This window comes from Erwinia sp. ErVv1 (assembly GCF_900068895.1).
GTDB lineage: Bacteria > Pseudomonadota > Gammaproteobacteria > Enterobacterales > Enterobacteriaceae > Erwinia.
The window spans coordinates 1-15,686 of the sequence record NZ_CDPK01000005.1 but is presented as its reverse complement, the minus strand read 5'-3'; the positions used below and the strand labels follow the sequence as shown (position 1 = coordinate 15,686).

The following is a 15,686-nucleotide window of genomic DNA, read 5'->3' as shown; positions in this document are numbered from 1 at the left end:
AATCATGTCAGCGTTCCCATCTGAAAATGGTGCAATGTCACACGGCCTGAAACCACGCCACGTCCGTATGCTGTCGATTGCCGGTGTTATTGGTGCCGGTCTGTTCGTCGGTTCCGGTCACGCCATTGCCGCTGCGGGGCCTGCCGTCCTGCTTGCCTACCTGGCAGCCGGTGCGCTGGTGGTGGTGATTATGCGTATGCTGGGCGAAATGGCGGTCGACAGCCCCGATACGGGGTCGTTTTCGACCTATGCGGATAAAGCGCTTGGCCGCTGGGCCGGTTTTACCATTGGCTGGCTGTACTGGTGGTTTTGGGTGCTGGTGATCCCGCTTGAGGCAAACGCCGCGGCCACCATTCTTAATGCCTGGTTTCCGCAGATCGCCATCTGGATGTTTACCCTGGCGATCACCCTTGTCCTGACCGGCACCAACCTGCTTAGCGTAAAAAACTATGGCGAATTTGAGTTCTGGTTTGCGCTGATCAAAGTTATTGCCATTGTTGCCTTCCTGGTTGTCACGGCGCTGGCGGTCACGGGGATGCTGCCCCACAGCGGCGTCAGCGGCGTTTCTCATCTGTGGGATACGCACGGTTTTATGCCTAACGGTATGGGTGCGGTCATGGCCGCGATCCTGACCACCATGTTCTCCTTTATGGGAACCGAAATCGTCACTATCGCCGCCGCCGAGTCAAAAAACCCGGGGACCGAGGTCACCAAAGCAACCAATTCCGTTATCTGGCGCATCGCCCTGTTTTATCTTCTGTCGATCTTCTTTGTCGTCGCGCTGGTTCCCTGGAACACGCCCGCGCTGGCTAAGGTTGGCTCGTATCAGACCGTGCTGCAGGCGATGAATATCCCTCACGCCCGGCTAATTGTTGATCTGGTGGTGTTAGTGGCGGTGTGCAGCTGTCTGAATTCCGCGCTCTATACGTCTTCACGCATGCTCTATTCACTGGCCCGCCGTAAGGATGCCCCGCGCGCCGCTGGCCGGACGGACGCAAAAGGCACGCCACGGGTGGCGGTACTGCTCTCCACCGCGGCAGCGTTTATTACCGTGATTGCGAATTACCTCGCCCCCGCTGCCGTATTCGAGTTCCTGCTCGCCAGCTCAGGCGCCGTTGCCCTGCTGGTTTATCTGGTGATAGCCGCATCTCATCTGGTGATGCGCAAACAGCGCGAAGCGAGAGGAGAGAAAATCACCTATCGGGTCTGGCTTTTCCCGGGGCTAACGTGGCTGACCATCGGGTTTATCATTACCATCCTGACGGTGATGATCTTCTCGGTTGAACACCGCTCCGAGATGATTGCCACCGCCGTGCTGGCTCTGACCGTGGTGATTATTGGCCGGATAGTACACAGCAGGCAGACGGTGGCAAAGCGAACCCGGCTTAAGCCTCTGCACTCGTCGGATCATCTCTGACCAATAAAAAAATCCCCGCAGGCGGGGATTTTTTCTTATCGGGGAAGCAGACTGGTTAGCCTGCGCCAGCAGCGATTAATCAGCCTGCGCCAGCAGCGATGCGATGGTCTCCAGCGTCTGTCCATTGTAAGGTGCCCGCATCAGGAGATTCGATTCACCCTGCGGGCTCTGCTCAATAACGGGCTGCGCGTGGCTGAACCGGCGGAAACCTTCAATCCCATGGTAGGCCCCCATACCCGATGCGCCCACGCCGCCAAACGGCACGTCGTGATGTAAGACGTGACTCATCACATCATTAATCACGATGGCACCCGAAAGAATGCTCTGCTGGAAATGATGTATCGCTTCGCGATCCTCACCGAAGTAATAAGCCGCCAGCGGGTTGGGCCGCGCATTGATCAGCTCGACGCATTCGCCAGGCTCTTTGTAGGTCACTACCGGCAGCAGAGGACCAAAAATTTCTTCGGTCATCGCCAGCGTGTCGCGGGGGGGATTTACAATCAGGGTTGGCGGTAGCTTATGATGCTGCTCATCAAAGACCTCACCGGCCGGGTTAATCTCAACGATGTCAGCACCACGCTCCCGCGCCTGGGTGATATAGCCCTGCAAACGCTGATACTCGCGAACGTTGATGACCGCCGTATAGTCCGGGTTATTCAACAGGGTGGGATAGTGCTGGGTCACAAAGTGTTGAGCCTCGCGGATAAAGGCCTCTTTCTTCTCTTCGGGCACCAAAACGTAGTCCGGACAGATACAAATTTGTCCGGCATTGAACATTTTCACCGTCATGATGCGTTCTGCCGCGATACGAATGTCCGCATCCTTACCGATCACGGCTGGTGACTTCCCGCCCAGCTCAAGCGTCACCGGCGTCAGCGTGGCCGAGGCCGCCTGCATGATTTTACGGCCCGTTTCCGTACTGCCGGTGAACATCATATGGTCGAAGGCCTGAGCGGAAAAGGCCGAGCCTGCGCCGCTGCCCTGTAGCGTAGAGAACTCATCCTCATCAAAATAGCGGGCGATCAGCTCACACAGCAGAGCCGAACCGGCAGGCGTGGTACTGGAGGGTTTAAGCATCGCCACGTTACCCGCCGCGAAGATCCCTGCCAGCGGGCCAAACGCCAGCACCAGCGGGAAATTCCACGGACTGATCACGCCAACAACGCCAAGCGGTCGGTAGTCAATACGCGCGTGGACGCCGGGGAAGGGGCTTTCCCGCGTTTCGCTTTGCATCCAGCTTTCCAGATGCTGTTCGGCATGATGCAGGGCATCGACGGACCCAAGGATATCGGAGATAAGCGTCGTTACCTGACTGCGGTGACCGTAATCTGAAGAAAATGCTGCGACCAGCGCGTCCTGATTATCTGTCAGTAACCGGATACCTTTTTTCAGACGTGCGCGGCGGGTGGCGATATCGGGTATTGCTTTACGGTTCTGCAAACGCATGGCGGCGATATTATCCGCAAGCTGCTGTTCCGTCGCGGGTGTATTATTGAGGATTAATGTTGTGTTACTCATGGTATGAACCTTGTGTCTGGCAAAATGGTGTGACAGCCGCAGCGGGTATTTCACTGCATAGCGGGTGAGAATAAAGGCGATCGGGTAGTCGGCAGGCGTGGCCTGGCCGTCAGCGCAAGGAGCGATGAAACAGAGAGCGTGGCAGAGTGAAATATTCATGGAGGCGGCTCTGTATCAACGGGTATTACCCAAAGAAATTCGACGCTTCATTTTGAAGCGTTGTGAATGCCCATAGCGCTGTTACCGCGCATTTTTGATACAGTTTTTAGCCGCGCGCATTTTACCGTCGATAGCCTACTGCGTCCAGATCCCACGCCCTGCGCGGCTATTGATATTCGTCATTGAGCACAAAACGATTACTATTACCTCGGGATTGACCCCGCGGACGTAAACCTGCCGCCAGTAGCCTAAGCCGTGAATGCCTTCGGCTCCGGCACGGTCATAAGCAGGCCTGCCGTTGTACCAGGGTTAATGTATGCCATGTTTTTTTTGATTATCATTCTTCGCTCGCCATCCGGGAGTGTAGCCCTCTTTGCGATCGGCACCGAATTGCAGGGTAGAGTCCGGCTCCCCTTTATCGCTTTGGAATAAGACATAACATCATCAGGAGAGGGAACAGAGATGAAACGCGTACTGATTATCGAGGATGATGCCGATGCTGCGGGCGTACTGGAAGCCTACCTCCTGCGGGAAAACTATCAGGTGTCCATTGCTGGCAACGGGCTGGCCGGGCTTGAGATGTCACATCGCTGGAAGCCGGATCTCATTCTGCTGGATGTGATGCTACCCGGTATGAACGGCACCGAAGTGCTGGCTGCCGTGCGCCGCAGGACCGACATCCCGGTTATTATGGTGACGGCGATGAGCGATCCTTCGGATAAAATCGGTGCGCTACGCTACGGGGCCGACGATTACGTGGTTAAACCCTATAATCCGGGAGAGGTGGTCGCCCGCGTCCAGGCGGTGCTGCGCCGCACAGCGGCCCATGCTCAGAGCGCGATGCGGCTTCGCTGGCTGAATCTTGAGGTCGATCCGCTAGCGCTGACGGCAGTGGTCGGTGATGAGGATCAGGGCCAGCAGTGGCTGGATCTTACGCCAACCGAGTTCGCCTTACTGGCCTTTACCATGCGGGCACAGACTCAGCCTTTCTCCCGCCAGCTGCTGCTGGAGCACTGCCTGCCCGACAGCGAGGCGCTGGAGCGCGTGGTTGACACCCACGTTTATAATCTGCGAAGGAAACTTGAATCTGCGGGGATCACTAACGTGCTACACAACGTTCGCGGCGTCGGCTACCGGTTCCGTCAGCCATGAAGACGCCACATCAGCAAACGCTCTGGCGCTGGATTTGTCTGCGGGTACTGACGCTGGCCATTGGTTCAGTTGTTTTGATTGCCTTTAGTATGTGGCTGCGCTTTGTTATTCAGAATCTCTGGGTGCTCCACCATATGCCACCGGCGAAGCGCAGGGAGTTTGCACTGCTGCTGGAGCATCCGGAACGCGACCTGGCCCGTTTCCACCATCTGATGGATGCCGGCTGGGGGATCAGCTACTCCGCCCCCAACGTTGCGTCGGCAGACTGGCTGATGCTGGGCGTGCTGGTGGTGATTGCCATCCCCTTTATCGTGCTGTTAGGGCTGCGCTCTGCGCGCCCGCTCTCTTTGCAGTTCAGCAGGCTGGCAACGGCGGCGGGTGCGATTGCCCGGGGGGAATTTTCCACCCGGGTGGGAATTGTCGACAACGCCCCGGCGGAACTTGCTCGTTTTACGCGAAATTTCAATACCATGACTCACCAGCTTGAACGATACGATCGGGAGCTTCGCGCCTCCCATGTGGCAATGGCCCATGAGCTACGTTCTCCCCTGACGGCCGCTATCGGGCGGTTACAGGGGATGATTGACGGCGTGTTTAAACCCGAGCCTGCGCAGTTGCAGATGGTTATGAAACAGTTGATCCTGCTTAATACCCTCACCGATGAGCTGCACCTGCTGTCGCTCGCCGATGCCGGGCGCCTGTTATTAACCCACAGTAAACTGGACCTGGTCGAGCTGCTCCAGGAGCGGGCTGCCTGGCTAAAACCGCAGGCCGGGGCGGCTGGCATGGCGATCGCCATCAGCCCCTCATCCCCCGTCCCCTTTATGGGCGATAGCTTTCGCCTTGGGCAGGTCTTTACGATTATTATGGAAAATGCCCTGCGCTACGCCTGTGAAGGCAAGCGGCTGGAGGTTGGCGTAAGCCGTCGCCCGGAAGCCTGTGAAATTACCTTCAGGGACTGGGGGCCGGGCGTGACGGAAGCCTTCTTACTGACCATGTTTGAGCGCTTTACCCGTGCCGAATCTTCACGCGCCAGGCACTCTGGCGGCAGTGGCTTAGGGCTGTCTATTGCGCGAGCCGTGTGTGAGGCCTGTGGCGGCACGGTTTACGCCAGCTTACCGCCCGGTGGAGGCCTGCAAATCACCCTGCTTTTACCGGTTACCGCCGCCGTCGCCGATAAAAAAAGCGAAACTTGACCGTCTCTTGATAATAACTACAGGGAATCTTGACACTCTCTTGATGAAATAGCCGCATCTCAACGGAGGATGCAGGCTATGACCAACACATTCATTCATTATGCGCAGCAGGTTTTTCATCATCTCTTTGTGCCCGCACGCTTTACCGGGCTATTGCCGGTAATTGCATTCGTCATTCCGGCCATATTTGCGCTCACCGGCTGCCATGATAGTCCACATACCCAAACGACACCCGGCTGCCCGGTTTGCTATGTGGATTAAGGAAAAACAAACGCTATCCATACGCCAATTGGCAAAGCGGGCTGGCACTTCAGCCCGCTTTGCTATCGAATGAGCGTATGAAAACGCTTTCCGGCAGATGAATATTCTCATCCGGCAATTCAGCCGTGTCCGCACTATTGAAGGTAAACTGGTGCGGCACCGGTCTGCCCTGACAGGGCTGATGCGTCAGGGGTGCAGACTGGGCCAGTGAAACCGAGGATACGCCAAGCAGAAATAAACCGACAACAAGCCGTGAAATCTTCATTTTTTCTTCCCGAATCAGTGCGATGGAAAGAACTTACGCTTTTAATTCTCAGTTATTGTCAGCCAATGCTAAAGTTTTGGCAGCAGTTGTGATAACCGTTTATTCGCACTCAATATTAGTGAGCGACGGATTTGGAGAAGAGCTGGATAATAATGATGCCGGCAGCAATAAAAGCAATACCTATCAGCGCAGGCAGATCGAGCTTCTGCTTGTAGAGGAAAAATGACATAACTGACACCAGAAAAATGCCCATACCGGCCCAGATGGCATAGGCAATACCGAGGTTCATCGATTTCACGACGTGAGACAGGCCGTATAACGAGACCGAGTAGCCGATAACCACCAGCATACTCGGAAGGGGCCGGGTAAATCCTTCGGAGGCTTTCATCATGGTCGTCGCCAGCGTTTCGGCCACAATAGAAATAAATAAAATTGCGTAAACATTAAACATTGTGCCTTCTTTATCCTGTCTGGGCGCGAGTGAACGCGGATTATTGATACCTTCAACGGCTATTCTACGTTTAAATTGTTCCGGGACCAAATGTACCCGAGAAGGATCACCCCCGCGGTTATCGCGACTACACTCTTTTTTTCCGGACTGAATATAAGAACCCAACTGAAAATGAAATCAGCCATTAAATATTTAATCACGCTCTTTATTATTTTTACTGCCCTGGCCGCGCGGGCCAGCGCCGCTGATTTATCCCTGGGTGTACAGGGAGAGGCTAACGCCCTGCCCTGGCGTAATTATAAAACCACCTGGTCTGCCCTGCCCTATGTCGGCTATGACAACGCCCACTGGTATGTTGATGGGCTGGACGCGGGGGTTTATGCCGTTAATGACGGTGTAAATCAGCTTAAGGCACGGCTTTTTTATCTCGATATGGAATTTGACCCGAAAAGAAGTCACGCATCCCGCATGCGCGAACTGGACAACCGTCACGCGACGATGATGGGCGGAGTAAGCTACCAGCGTATCACCCCGGTCGGCGCATTCAGGGCAGAGCTTTCAACAGACACGCTGGGAGAAAGTAACGGCCTGCTGGGCACCCTCGCCTGGGCGGGCCAGGTTTCCCTCACCGGAGTGGATATCTACCCTGAGGCCGGGGTCGACTGGCTTAATGCCCAGCAGGCTCGCTATTACTACGGCATCAGCCGGGAAGAAGCATCCCGCTCCGGTATGTCCGCCTATTCACCCGGCCAGGCGTTTTCACCCTGGCTGGCGGTGGCCGCTGACTGGCATGTCACTTCGCACCTGCATTTTTACCTGCAACCACGCATCACCTTCCTGCCCGCTCCCCTGCGCCACAGCCCTATGGTCTCCCAGAGCCACTTCTGGACGCTAAACTCGGGGCTGGTCTGGACGTTCTAAACGCGGCCGCTGGCGGCTATTTGCCAGCGCGGCCCTGCTGGTGGGAGTAGCGCCACTTCCACGGCATCCTCTGCGACCAGGGCAGGGCAACGGGATGGACTACCGCGCTAAGTGCGCGCGCATAGTCCATCACCAGACCGGGCGTCCAGGCCATCATCAGGGCGCGCTTGCGGACCTGGGAAGCGATCCAGAGTTCAGGCATAAAGAATATTTTGAGAGTATGGGTCCAGCTCTTGCTCCGTGATGAGAGAACGCCCTCCAGGGCAGCCTCCAGCGCATAGGCCACGCTGCTGGAGCAGTTACGGTAGGTCAGGTTATAAATTTCATGCCGGGAATAGATCTGCCAGAAAGCCGACAGCGAGGCTACGTTGTAATTGGTGAACATAACCCGCCTGTCCGAGTGACACCAGTCGGCGGCTTCGGTTTCGTAGCTGGGCTGAAACGACCCCTTAACGTCATTGTCGTGGGTGGCCTTCAATACGCGGAAAAACTCTGAAGGGGAGCGGTCAATATCTTCGGCAGGATAGAGGCTGATGTAAAGCAGTGAGGGCACCTCAAGAGCTGCATGCCCCGTGGAGATCACGCCATCCTCATCAACGGCCGCGATATAGCGGTTAATGACCGGCCGGGAAACCGGGGTATGTTCTGCCGATCCCTCTGGCGTCCAGATATGCACGATGAGCGTATTCCCGGATAAGCCGGTTTGTTTTTCAGCCAGTGCCGCAAGCGCAGCACTCTCCTCGAGCGTCCACTCCCTGTGCTCTAAGGTATCCTGAGGCTGTATCAGCTGAAACACCGAGCTGGCATGACGGATACGTCTTGCCCGCACGGCGGTAAATAAGCAGCTCAGGCCGCTACCGGCCATTAAGAAACCGAGAAAAAATGAGACGGCAGCCTGGTTATGGATAAACAGAAAGAAGGCAAAAAACATCTGTACCAGGCCGTAAAAAATATTCAGATGCCAGCGCGGATAGCGAACGACCCAGGCCGAGACGCCAACAAACAGGCCGATAATGAAGAATGAAAAACCGAACATAACCGACAGCAGCAGGTTGCTGTATTTCTGGTTGATAATGATGACCAGCGCACAAAACAGGAACGTCACCCCTTTAAAATAGAGCACCGCTTTTTGCGCCCCTGCCCCGCTGGAGGCGACGCTCAGGGTCACAATGCTCTCGACCATCAATAAAAAGCCGAAGGTTTTCAGTGGGAAGTAGAGCTGACCATCCAGCCCGTCGAAAAAGACCAGCGCGCCCAACGTGCCCCACAGCAGGCCGATAAACCACAGATATTTTGACTTGGTTCTGACAAAGTCAGCACCAAAGAGTAATAAGGCGATCTGAACCATTTTTACTTATCCATCTGGTCAGTTTTGAAAAGCGGCAGGGTTTTAGTTATGCGCCATTTCCCTACTATCATTTGCGGCGTGTTTTGGCTAAAAAAGAGGCTTCCGCTGTCGGTGACTCTGATCCAGGCCCCCTCATCGGTGCTTAGCCGAAACTGGATAATCGGCAGATTGTTCTGGTTGGACGTCCCTGCCCAGTGAGCGGCAAGAAGGTCCCGGTCATCCGGATGGACCCGCTGCATGAGTGTTTCCCGGTGTGAAAAAACGTCCTCATCAATAAGGCCTAACTCCCCCATGAGATTGCCCCAGGCAATCTCACCGGTGGCCAGGTTTAACTGATAAACGGCATACTGCCTGGCCTGAATGCCGTTTGCAGCGTCAAGATGAGAAATATCCCGGGTAATGACCCGGATAAACACCATTAACAGCGTGGTTGCCGTTAAATAGCCCTGAATCAGCATCAGCGGTTCATGCGGATACAGCCCTCTCATGAAGAAAGGACCCAGTTTGTTTTTGGTGAAATACATCGCAATGGCGGACAGCGTCAGCAGCGCCAGCGAGCCGCCCCGATTGCCCCACAGCAGTGACATTAACACGGCAAAAATGACCGGTATGCAGGCCAGTGAAAAAATCAGCGCGTCACTGTAAAGATGAAGATTATTATGGGCAAAAGCTTTAGCCGTATTATTAAAAATCAGCAGGCTGCTCAGGCATAATAGTATCCAGGTCACCAGGCCCGGAATGATATTTTTAACGATCGAGGTGCGGGTGCGCAGGCGGGTGTTCATAAACCCCATGATCACCGTTGTAGCAAATATAATCCCCGTCGCATCGGCGATAAACCCGCTCCAAAAAATTTCTTTGAAATTGGCATTTCTGAAGAAGTTCAGCCCCGCTGAAAAGAGCAGCGCATCTACAAAACTGACCAGAATAGTAGCAAAAAGCCATAAGAGAATAATATGCAGATCGTCGCCGGGGCGGGAAAAGTAGCGTGAAATCCAGGCAATCAGCATACTCGCCGGCATAGCGAGAATAGCGTAGATAATTGAAAGAGTTAACTTATTATCAAATGCATTGTCGAGAATAACGTTAATAATAATAAAAGAGAGTAACAGCACCGGCCATAAACGCCACCTGGCGCAGAGAAAGGCCGCTGTCGCCACCCCTGCCGGAAACCAGACAATGGAAATTTGTGCGTCAATGGCATCGACTTTTAATGAAATAACGCCTGAAATATAGTAAACAATCATCCACAGCGCGATGGAAACTGCATTATGCTGAAAGAAAGAAGCCGCGCGATTCATTTTCATTTCTCTTAATTCTCATGTGACCTGCCCGACAGTATAAACTCAATCTTTTTTTCTTCAACAGAACGGGCGTGGAGAGTAACAGGGACAAAAAAATGAATAACGTCTCGCTTGACCCCGCTGAAACTGTATCAGAGTTCAATGGCGTAAGCCCCGGTAATTGTCAGGAGCTGGCTCTGAGCAATGTGGCATTGTGGCATTGTGGCATTGTGGCATTGTGGCATTGTGGCATTGTGGCATTGTGGCATTGTTACTGAGTATGCCCGTTAATCGGCAGGCAGCACGCCTGCCGATTCCGGGCGTCAGGCTGCGGGGTTATCTGCCAGGCTGGCGGCGATAGCACGGCCCTGCGCACGGCCGGCCATTGCAGCAGGAAGGCGAGTTTCGGGCGACAGCGGATTCTTGCCCATCGCTTCGCGAGAAGCCTCGTCAGGTTCAACAAGGGTAACGTCGGCCCCGCCCTGGCGCAGCGCCTCAGCCTGACTGGTCAGGTTTGCACTGCCGGGTAGCGTCATCCCCTGCGTCCCCAGCGGGGACAAAATCAAAACCTTAGCGCTGCCAGCCGCCAGATAAGCGTTATCCGACGAGTGAATGCCGCCGTCCATATAGCGTTGACCGTTTATGCTCACCGGGGGCCACATGCCCGGTACCGCACAGCTTGCAGCGACGGCATCGACCAGGCTGACGCCGGAATCTTTATCGAAAATCTGCGGCTCGCCGGTAGCGATATTAACCGCAACGATCCTGAGCTGGCGGTCGGGCCAGTGATGCGAGGGCAGCCGGTCGGCGATGACCGCGCGGCGCTGCGCCTCGTCCACGGTTGTGCTATTGGCCGCCAGTTCGCCAATGCGCCGCGTCCTTTCAACCGCATCGGTAAGCCTGAACAGCACCGGCAGCGCATTACCGATCAGCTCAACCAGATGCGGTTTCGGCACCAGCTCTGCTACCTGCCTCTCGGGGAGGGTCTGCCGCTGGAAGAGATCGTCCAGATCGCACCCACACGCAATCTGTGCGGCGACGGTCGATCCTGCCGACGTGCCGATCAGCACGTCAGCTGTGTGCCCAGGCTCAACCCCTTCGTCCCGCAGACCGAGCAGCAACCCTGTCATCCAGGCTATACCTGCCACGCCCCCACCACCTAATACAACTGCTCTGCCCTCACCCGATCCGCTATGACTCATTACCTGCTCCTCGCAACTGAAATTATATCCGCACTTCCCGCATCACAATGGCACCTGTAACAGGCATACATGACAGAAAGGTTCTCCTGCCTGGGCGATTCGGATTGCCCTTAGCGCCTGCACATATCGCCGGACGCAGTTTATCTATAATAGCGTTCGGTGTTTAAACCGAACGCTATTTATTGTTGCAGGGTAAGGATTACCGGTCAGGACTGGAGGCGGTGGCGGACAAACAGGCCGTAGCTGAGTGCGCCAATAACGAGTAAGACGGCACCGAGTAAAAATACGTTGGTGAATTTACCGGTCATATCCAGGATCACGCCGGTGACAATCGGTGCCATTGCCGCGCCGAGGAACCCGCCAAAGTTCTGAATAGCCCCCAGGGATGCCACCTGCTCTTTCGGCGCGATATCACTCGCCAGCGTCCAGAGCGCCCCCTGCGGCATTTGTGAGAAAAAGTAGCCCAGCGCCAGGAGGGTAATCGCCAGCGGCGTACTGTTCACAAAGGGGACAGGAGCAACGAAGCAGGCCGCCAGTGCCGCACCCAATACTATCGGGATCTTGCGCGACGTAATGGATGCCACGCCGCGACGCACCAGACGGTCGGAGAGCATGCCGCCCACCAGCACGCCGAGGATCCCGGCAAAGAACGGGATAGAGGCAATCCAGCCGGTGGCTTTCAGGCTGAAGCCCAGCGATTTCTCCAGATAGCTCGGCAGCCAGGTTAGATAGACCCAGATGGTGAACATAATGGAGAAGTTACCAATGACCATCGCCCAGGTTGCGGGATAGCGAAACAGTGCGCCCCAGCTGGTGCGAACCTGCTCTTCCGGCTGCGCCACGCTGCGCTGCCCGGCGTGCAGCAGGGCATCTTCACGCGCATCGGGATCGCGATAAAATTTCCACCAGGCCAGCAGCAGCGGCAGCCCCATCAGGCCAATCGCCACGAACATGCCGCGCCAGCCCAGAGTAAGCAGCAGTACGGTTAGGATTGGCGGCGCAATGGCGTTGGCGATTTGTGAACCGGTGTTGATAATCGCCGTCGGCAGGCCACGCTCGCGGTCGCCAAACCAGCGATGGGTAATTTTAATGCCGGAGGTAAAGAACGGCGATTCTGAAATGCCCAGCATCATACGCAGGCCATAGAAGAAACTGTAGCTGTTGACGAATGAAGCCAGCACGGTAAAGCTGGACCACAGGCAGAGCGCCCAGGCGAACATGCGCTTTGGTCCGTATCTGTCAACCAGCCAGCCAGCCGGGAGATTAGCCAGCGCATAGGGCCACAGAAAGGCCGACAGCAGCAGGCCCATCTCGGTTTGCGAGAAGCCGAACTCGGCGGCGATGGTGGTATTGGCAATACTGAGGTTAGCGCGATCGAGATAGTTTACGATCGCCGCCAGCAGCAGAATCATCACAATGCCCCAGCGTAAGCGGCTGACGGCGGGCGCCTGCGTCATCGCCGGGGAGGATGCGCGGGCAGCACTGGATGTACTGATAACGGTGGTGGTATCTGCTTTCATCATGCATCTCCCTGTCGAAATGGACAAAGAGGTGCGCGGGTGTTATTTGGATTAAGAGCGAGTCTTTCTTTCGCCCGGTCATTGCGGTTGCAAAGAGTCATGATTGTTCCCCGTATCGTTATTATTGGCGGGCAGCAGGATCAGAGGGATGGCCTTGCGCCATCCCGTACGCGGCTTATTCCGCGATTTTTTTTTGCCAAAGCGAGGTACCCTGCTGGATCTGCTCCAGCAGCACGCCAAGTCCCCAGAATTTTTCCAGTACGTTGTCTTTATTTACCCGGCAGTATTCACTGTCGAAAGTGCCGAGACGCTGATGCCAGATCTTGGCATTTTTCGGGTAGCCCAGGGTTTCCGTCACCGCGCTGAGGGAGAGGAACAGCGACAGCTCATGGGCTTTTTCCGGCTGGCTGGCTCCCTGGTGATAGAGCCAGTGATAAAGTTCAGGATGGAAGTTGGTGAAAACGCCGCTGAAACCTTTCGATCCTGCCTGAATGGCAGGCCAGGCAATGGCCGCATTGGCATTGATCACCGCCAGCGGCGTACCTTCCGCCATCGCCACGCGGCGGGTTACCGTTTCCAGGTCGCAGCTGACGTCTTTCAGTACCACAAAGCGACCGCTTTCGGCACAGAAACGGAACTCCTCATCACTCAACAGGCGACGGTATGGAGCCGGGCATTCATACAGGCCCAGCGGCAGATCGGCGGGCAGCGCGTCCAGCAGGGTATTGATGGTCTGATAAAAAACGTCCCTGCCCTGATTTTGCGGATCAAGGTGGTTGGTCACCAGTACCAGGGCATCTATCCCGGTACGGGACATCGCCAGCAGCTCCTCTTTTTGCCGGGCGATATCATCACTGATATGGCCGGAAGCGATAACCGGCACCCGTCCCTTCACCTGTGCGACGACAAACTGCGCCAGCTCAACCCGCTCGGCCAGCGACAGCGCCTGCATTTCACTCGACTGGCACACGGCAAATAGCGCATCCACCCCCTGGGTCAGGTACCACTCAATCAGTTTTGTCATCCCCGGGTAGTCAATCTGGTTATCCGGGGTAAACGGCGTCAACATCACCGGCACAATGCCTTCAATTTTTTTCATTATTTTCTCCTGCCAGCAGCCTTTGCCGCTGTGATAAATGCCTGGTTTCAGCGTTGATTCAGACGGGCGGCGACCTGCTCCCGGTCTGGCATATTGGAAGCACCTTCCCGCTCCACGGCCAGCGACGCGAAAGCTGATGCCCGCGTGGCGGCCTGGGTGATGCTCTCCCCCGCCGCCAGCGCTGCGGCGAAAGCCCCGTTAAAGGCATCGCCTGCACCGGTGGTATCCACGCTGACCGCCGGGAAAGCGGGAATATGCTGGAACTGCTGATCCTCACAGATCAGCGCGCCGCGCGATCCCATGGTGATGATCACGCGCTTAGCGCCGAGGCGCACGATAGCCAGCGCCGCTTCCCTGGCGCTGTCGACATCCACCACTTCGACGCCGGAGAGCAGCGATGCCTCGGTTTCGTTTGGGGTAATCACGTCGATATATTCCAGGCAGGCCAGCACATCGTTTGAAAAAGGGGCCGGATTCATAATCACCCGCACGCCGAGGGTGTGGGCCAGCTTGATAGCGTTAAGCGTGGCGGAGAAGTTGTTCTCCAGCTGGACCAGCAGCACATCGGACTGCGACAGTTCGGGTGTCATCTCGGCGATCTCACCGTCCGTCAGGGTTTTATTCGCTCCCGAGTAGATGGCAATCATGTTTTCGCCGTTTTCCTGCGAGACGTAAATGATTGCGCTGCCGGTGGGTTCATCGGCGGTCTGATACAGCTTAAAGGAGTGAATATCCGACGCGGAAAGGTGGTCAAAGGCAAACTGGCTGAACTGGTCCGTGCCGACTTTGGAAACAAAATGCACGCGTGCACCGGCCCGGCTGGCCGCCATGGCCTGATTCGCCCCTTTCCCGCCCGGCCCGAGCGTGCTGCCTGATGCCAGCAGCGATTCTCCGCCTTTGGGAAAACGCGCCACCCGGGCAACGATATCCACGTTAAACGATCCTAAAATACACACCTTGCCGCGCATCTTTTTTCCCCTGGGTTGTACTTGTCGCTGCTGCCTGCGCCCTTCCAGGCGCTGGAGCAGCACTTCAAAATCGCCGCCCGTTTCACTGATTAGACGTGCCTGCATGTTGCGTCGGATAATGATTGCGCCGCCGTGACAGCGCTGGATCAGCCCCTGACGGGCCAGCGTATTGAGATCCGTGCGGATGGTTTCTTTTGTCACCCCCAGCGCGCTGGCCAGTCCGTTCACCGTGACGCGCTCCTGCTCATCGAGCCACGCCAGAATTTGATTTCGTCTTTCTTCAGTAAACATGGCCACCTCTGCGTGCACAAAAGAATATGAGACTCTGGTTTAGGGGAACGTGACTGAACTCCCAGTGAAAAGGTTAAAACAAAAGCAAACAAAAATAACTCGTTTCGGGGGGCCGGTGGATAATCCCAGCATTTGCCGGGCTGCACTATTTGCTGTGCCGGTGGATAATCCCTGCGGGTGACGGGCGTCCTCGCGCCACGCGTTGCGTGGTGCCTTTGGCNTGGCCTTCCGTCTTCGCCGCAGCGCTGCGGATTACCCGTCACCCGCAGGGATTGTCCACCTCTCGGGCTTCTGCGCCGCTTTGAGTAAAACCGTTTATCTGTCCGCGGGCTGCTGAGCTGCTCCGGTAAAACCGTTTATCTGTCCGCCGACTGCTAAGCTGCTCCGGTAAAACCGTTTATCTGTCCGCGGACTGCTGAGCTGCTCCGGTAAAACCGTTTATCTGTCCGCAGGTTTCCAAGCCTATCCCCGTTAAGGTTTGCTATCGCGCAGGATTCAGCTCACTTTTCGATTTAGTTTTTGGTGCCGCTATTCAGGTCATTTATCTGCACCACGAAAAAACCAGTCACAATAAACTGTGCACTCTCAGTCTTCTGATTTTCTTCATATCCCAACTATTTTGGTCATTGCATATT

Annotated in this window: 14 protein-coding genes; 5 read left to right on the top strand and 9 right to left on the bottom strand. The window is 55.7% G+C overall.

Annotated elements, in window-relative coordinates; translation table 11 throughout:
- The first annotated feature begins 4 nt into the window (after positions 1-4).
- Positions 5-1,417, top strand: a complete 1,413-nt coding sequence (gabP, locus tag A1830_RS08775; protein ID WP_067704743.1) for a GABA permease — start codon at positions 5-7, stop codon at positions 1,415-1,417.
- Positions 1,418-1,492: 75 nt separating this feature from the next.
- On the opposite strand, the gene A1830_RS08770 is transcribed toward gabP, so the two are convergent.
- A complete protein-coding gene (locus A1830_RS08770) occupies positions 1,493-3,094 on the bottom strand; it encodes a coniferyl aldehyde dehydrogenase (RefSeq protein ID WP_231877601.1) in 1,602 nt (533 codons plus the stop codon).
- A 462-nt stretch (positions 3,095-3,556) separates the two neighbouring features.
- On the opposite strand from A1830_RS08770, the gene A1830_RS08765 reads away from it, so the two are divergent.
- The 3 genes from A1830_RS08765 to A1830_RS22575 all read left to right on the top strand — a co-directional run bounded on the left by A1830_RS08765 (position 3,557) and on the right by A1830_RS22575 (position 5,703).
- Positions 3,557-4,246: a response regulator gene (locus A1830_RS08765; protein WP_067704742.1), complete on the top strand. Its 690-nt coding sequence runs from the start codon at positions 3,557-3,559 to the stop codon at positions 4,244-4,246.
- Complete coding sequence (locus A1830_RS08760) at positions 4,243-5,442, top strand: ATP-binding protein (RefSeq protein WP_067704741.1); 1,200 nt, start codon at positions 4,243-4,245, stop codon at positions 5,440-5,442. Before A1830_RS08765 ends, A1830_RS08760 begins: the two co-directional genes overlap by 4 nt.
- Positions 5,443-5,520: 78 nt before the next feature.
- Entirely contained in the window at positions 5,521-5,703 is a 183-nt protein-coding gene (locus A1830_RS22575) for a hypothetical protein (RefSeq protein WP_156484972.1), read from the top strand.
- Positions 5,704-5,752: 49 nt separating this feature from the next.
- Here the strand turns inward: A1830_RS22575 and A1830_RS08755 are convergent, their stop codons facing one another.
- Both A1830_RS08755 and A1830_RS08750 read right to left on the bottom strand, forming a co-directional pair.
- Positions 5,753-5,968, bottom strand: a complete 216-nt coding sequence (locus A1830_RS08755; RefSeq protein WP_067704733.1) for a hypothetical protein — start codon at positions 5,966-5,968, stop codon at positions 5,753-5,755.
- A 115-nt stretch (positions 5,969-6,083) separates the two neighbouring features.
- Positions 6,084-6,419 (bottom strand): DMT family transporter, encoded by a 336-nt coding sequence (locus A1830_RS08750; RefSeq protein ID WP_067704732.1) that lies wholly within the window; start codon positions 6,417-6,419, stop codon positions 6,084-6,086.
- A 171-nt stretch (positions 6,420-6,590) separates the two neighbouring features.
- Here A1830_RS08750 and A1830_RS08745 point away from each other — a divergent pair, with 171 nt between their 5' ends.
- Positions 6,591-7,340: a MipA/OmpV family protein gene (locus A1830_RS08745; RefSeq protein WP_067704730.1), complete on the top strand. Its 750-nt coding sequence runs from the start codon at positions 6,591-6,593 to the stop codon at positions 7,338-7,340.
- A 16-nt stretch (positions 7,341-7,356) separates the two neighbouring features.
- Here the strand turns inward: A1830_RS08745 and A1830_RS08740 are convergent, their stop codons facing one another.
- From A1830_RS08740 to rbsK, 6 genes are all read right to left on the bottom strand, one after another.
- A complete protein-coding gene (locus A1830_RS08740) occupies positions 7,357-8,688 on the bottom strand; it encodes an HdeD family acid-resistance protein (RefSeq protein ID WP_067704727.1) in 1,332 nt (443 codons plus the stop codon).
- A gap of 2 nt (positions 8,689-8,690) precedes the next feature.
- The gene (locus A1830_RS08735; protein ID WP_231877600.1) at positions 8,691-9,995 is read right to left on the bottom strand and encodes an MASE1 domain-containing protein; all 1,305 of its coding nucleotides are present in this window, start codon (positions 9,993-9,995) and stop codon (positions 8,691-8,693) included.
- Positions 9,996-10,294: 299 nt separating this feature from the next.
- Positions 10,295-11,173 (bottom strand): patatin-like phospholipase family protein, encoded by an 879-nt coding sequence (locus tag A1830_RS08730; protein WP_067704716.1) that lies wholly within the window; start codon positions 11,171-11,173, stop codon positions 10,295-10,297.
- 206 nt (positions 11,174-11,379) lie between these two features.
- Entirely contained in the window at positions 11,380-12,630 is a 1,251-nt protein-coding gene (locus A1830_RS08725; RefSeq protein ID WP_067705541.1) for an MFS transporter, read from the bottom strand.
- A 238-nt stretch (positions 12,631-12,868) separates the two neighbouring features.
- Positions 12,869-13,792: a dihydrodipicolinate synthase family protein gene (locus A1830_RS08720; RefSeq protein ID WP_067704713.1), complete on the bottom strand. Its 924-nt coding sequence runs from the start codon at positions 13,790-13,792 to the stop codon at positions 12,869-12,871.
- Between the two features lie 47 nt (positions 13,793-13,839).
- Entirely contained in the window at positions 13,840-15,051 is a 1,212-nt protein-coding gene (rbsK, locus tag A1830_RS08715) for a ribokinase (RefSeq protein WP_067704709.1), read from the bottom strand.
- Between the last annotated feature and the right edge of the window lie 635 nt (positions 15,052-15,686).

Bases quoted from the DNA above. Each gene is read 5' to 3' on its own strand.
- A1830_RS22575 (WP_156484972.1), top strand. From the start codon at position 5,521: ATGACCAACACATTCATTCATTATGCGCAGCAGGTTTTTCATCATCTC.
- A1830_RS08740 (WP_067704727.1), bottom strand. From the start codon at position 8,688: ATGGTTCAGATCGCCTTATTACTCTTTGGTGCTGACTTTGTCAGAACC.
- A1830_RS08770 (WP_231877601.1), bottom strand. From the start codon at position 3,094: ATGAATATTTCACTCTGCCACGCTCTCTGTTTCATCGCTCCTTGCGCT.
- gabP (WP_067704743.1), top strand. From the start codon at position 5: ATGTCAGCGTTCCCATCTGAAAATGGTGCAATGTCACACGGCCTGAAA.
- A1830_RS08755 (WP_067704733.1), bottom strand. From the start codon at position 5,968: ATGAAGATTTCACGGCTTGTTGTCGGTTTATTTCTGCTTGGCGTATCC.
- A1830_RS08735 (WP_231877600.1), bottom strand. From the start codon at position 9,995: ATGAAAATGAATCGCGCGGCTTCTTTCTTTCAGCATAATGCAGTTTCC.
- A1830_RS08725 (WP_067705541.1), bottom strand. From the start codon at position 12,630: ATGACGCAGGCGCCCGCCGTCAGCCGCTTACGCTGGGGCATTGTGATG.
- A1830_RS08745 (WP_067704730.1), top strand. From the start codon at position 6,591: ATGAAATCAGCCATTAAATATTTAATCACGCTCTTTATTATTTTTACT.
- A1830_RS08730 (WP_067704716.1), bottom strand. From the start codon at position 11,173: ATGAGTCATAGCGGATCGGGTGAGGGCAGAGCAGTTGTATTAGGTGGT.
- rbsK (WP_067704709.1), bottom strand. From the start codon at position 15,051: ATGTTTACTGAAGAAAGACGAAATCAAATTCTGGCGTGGCTCGATGAG.
- A1830_RS08750 (WP_067704732.1), bottom strand. From the start codon at position 6,419: ATGTTTAATGTTTACGCAATTTTATTTATTTCTATTGTGGCCGAAACG.
- A1830_RS08760 (WP_067704741.1), top strand. From the start codon at position 4,243: ATGAAGACGCCACATCAGCAAACGCTCTGGCGCTGGATTTGTCTGCGG.
- A1830_RS08720 (WP_067704713.1), bottom strand. From the start codon at position 13,792: ATGAAAAAAATTGAAGGCATTGTGCCGGTGATGTTGACGCCGTTTACC.
- A1830_RS08765 (WP_067704742.1), top strand. From the start codon at position 3,557: ATGAAACGCGTACTGATTATCGAGGATGATGCCGATGCTGCGGGCGTA.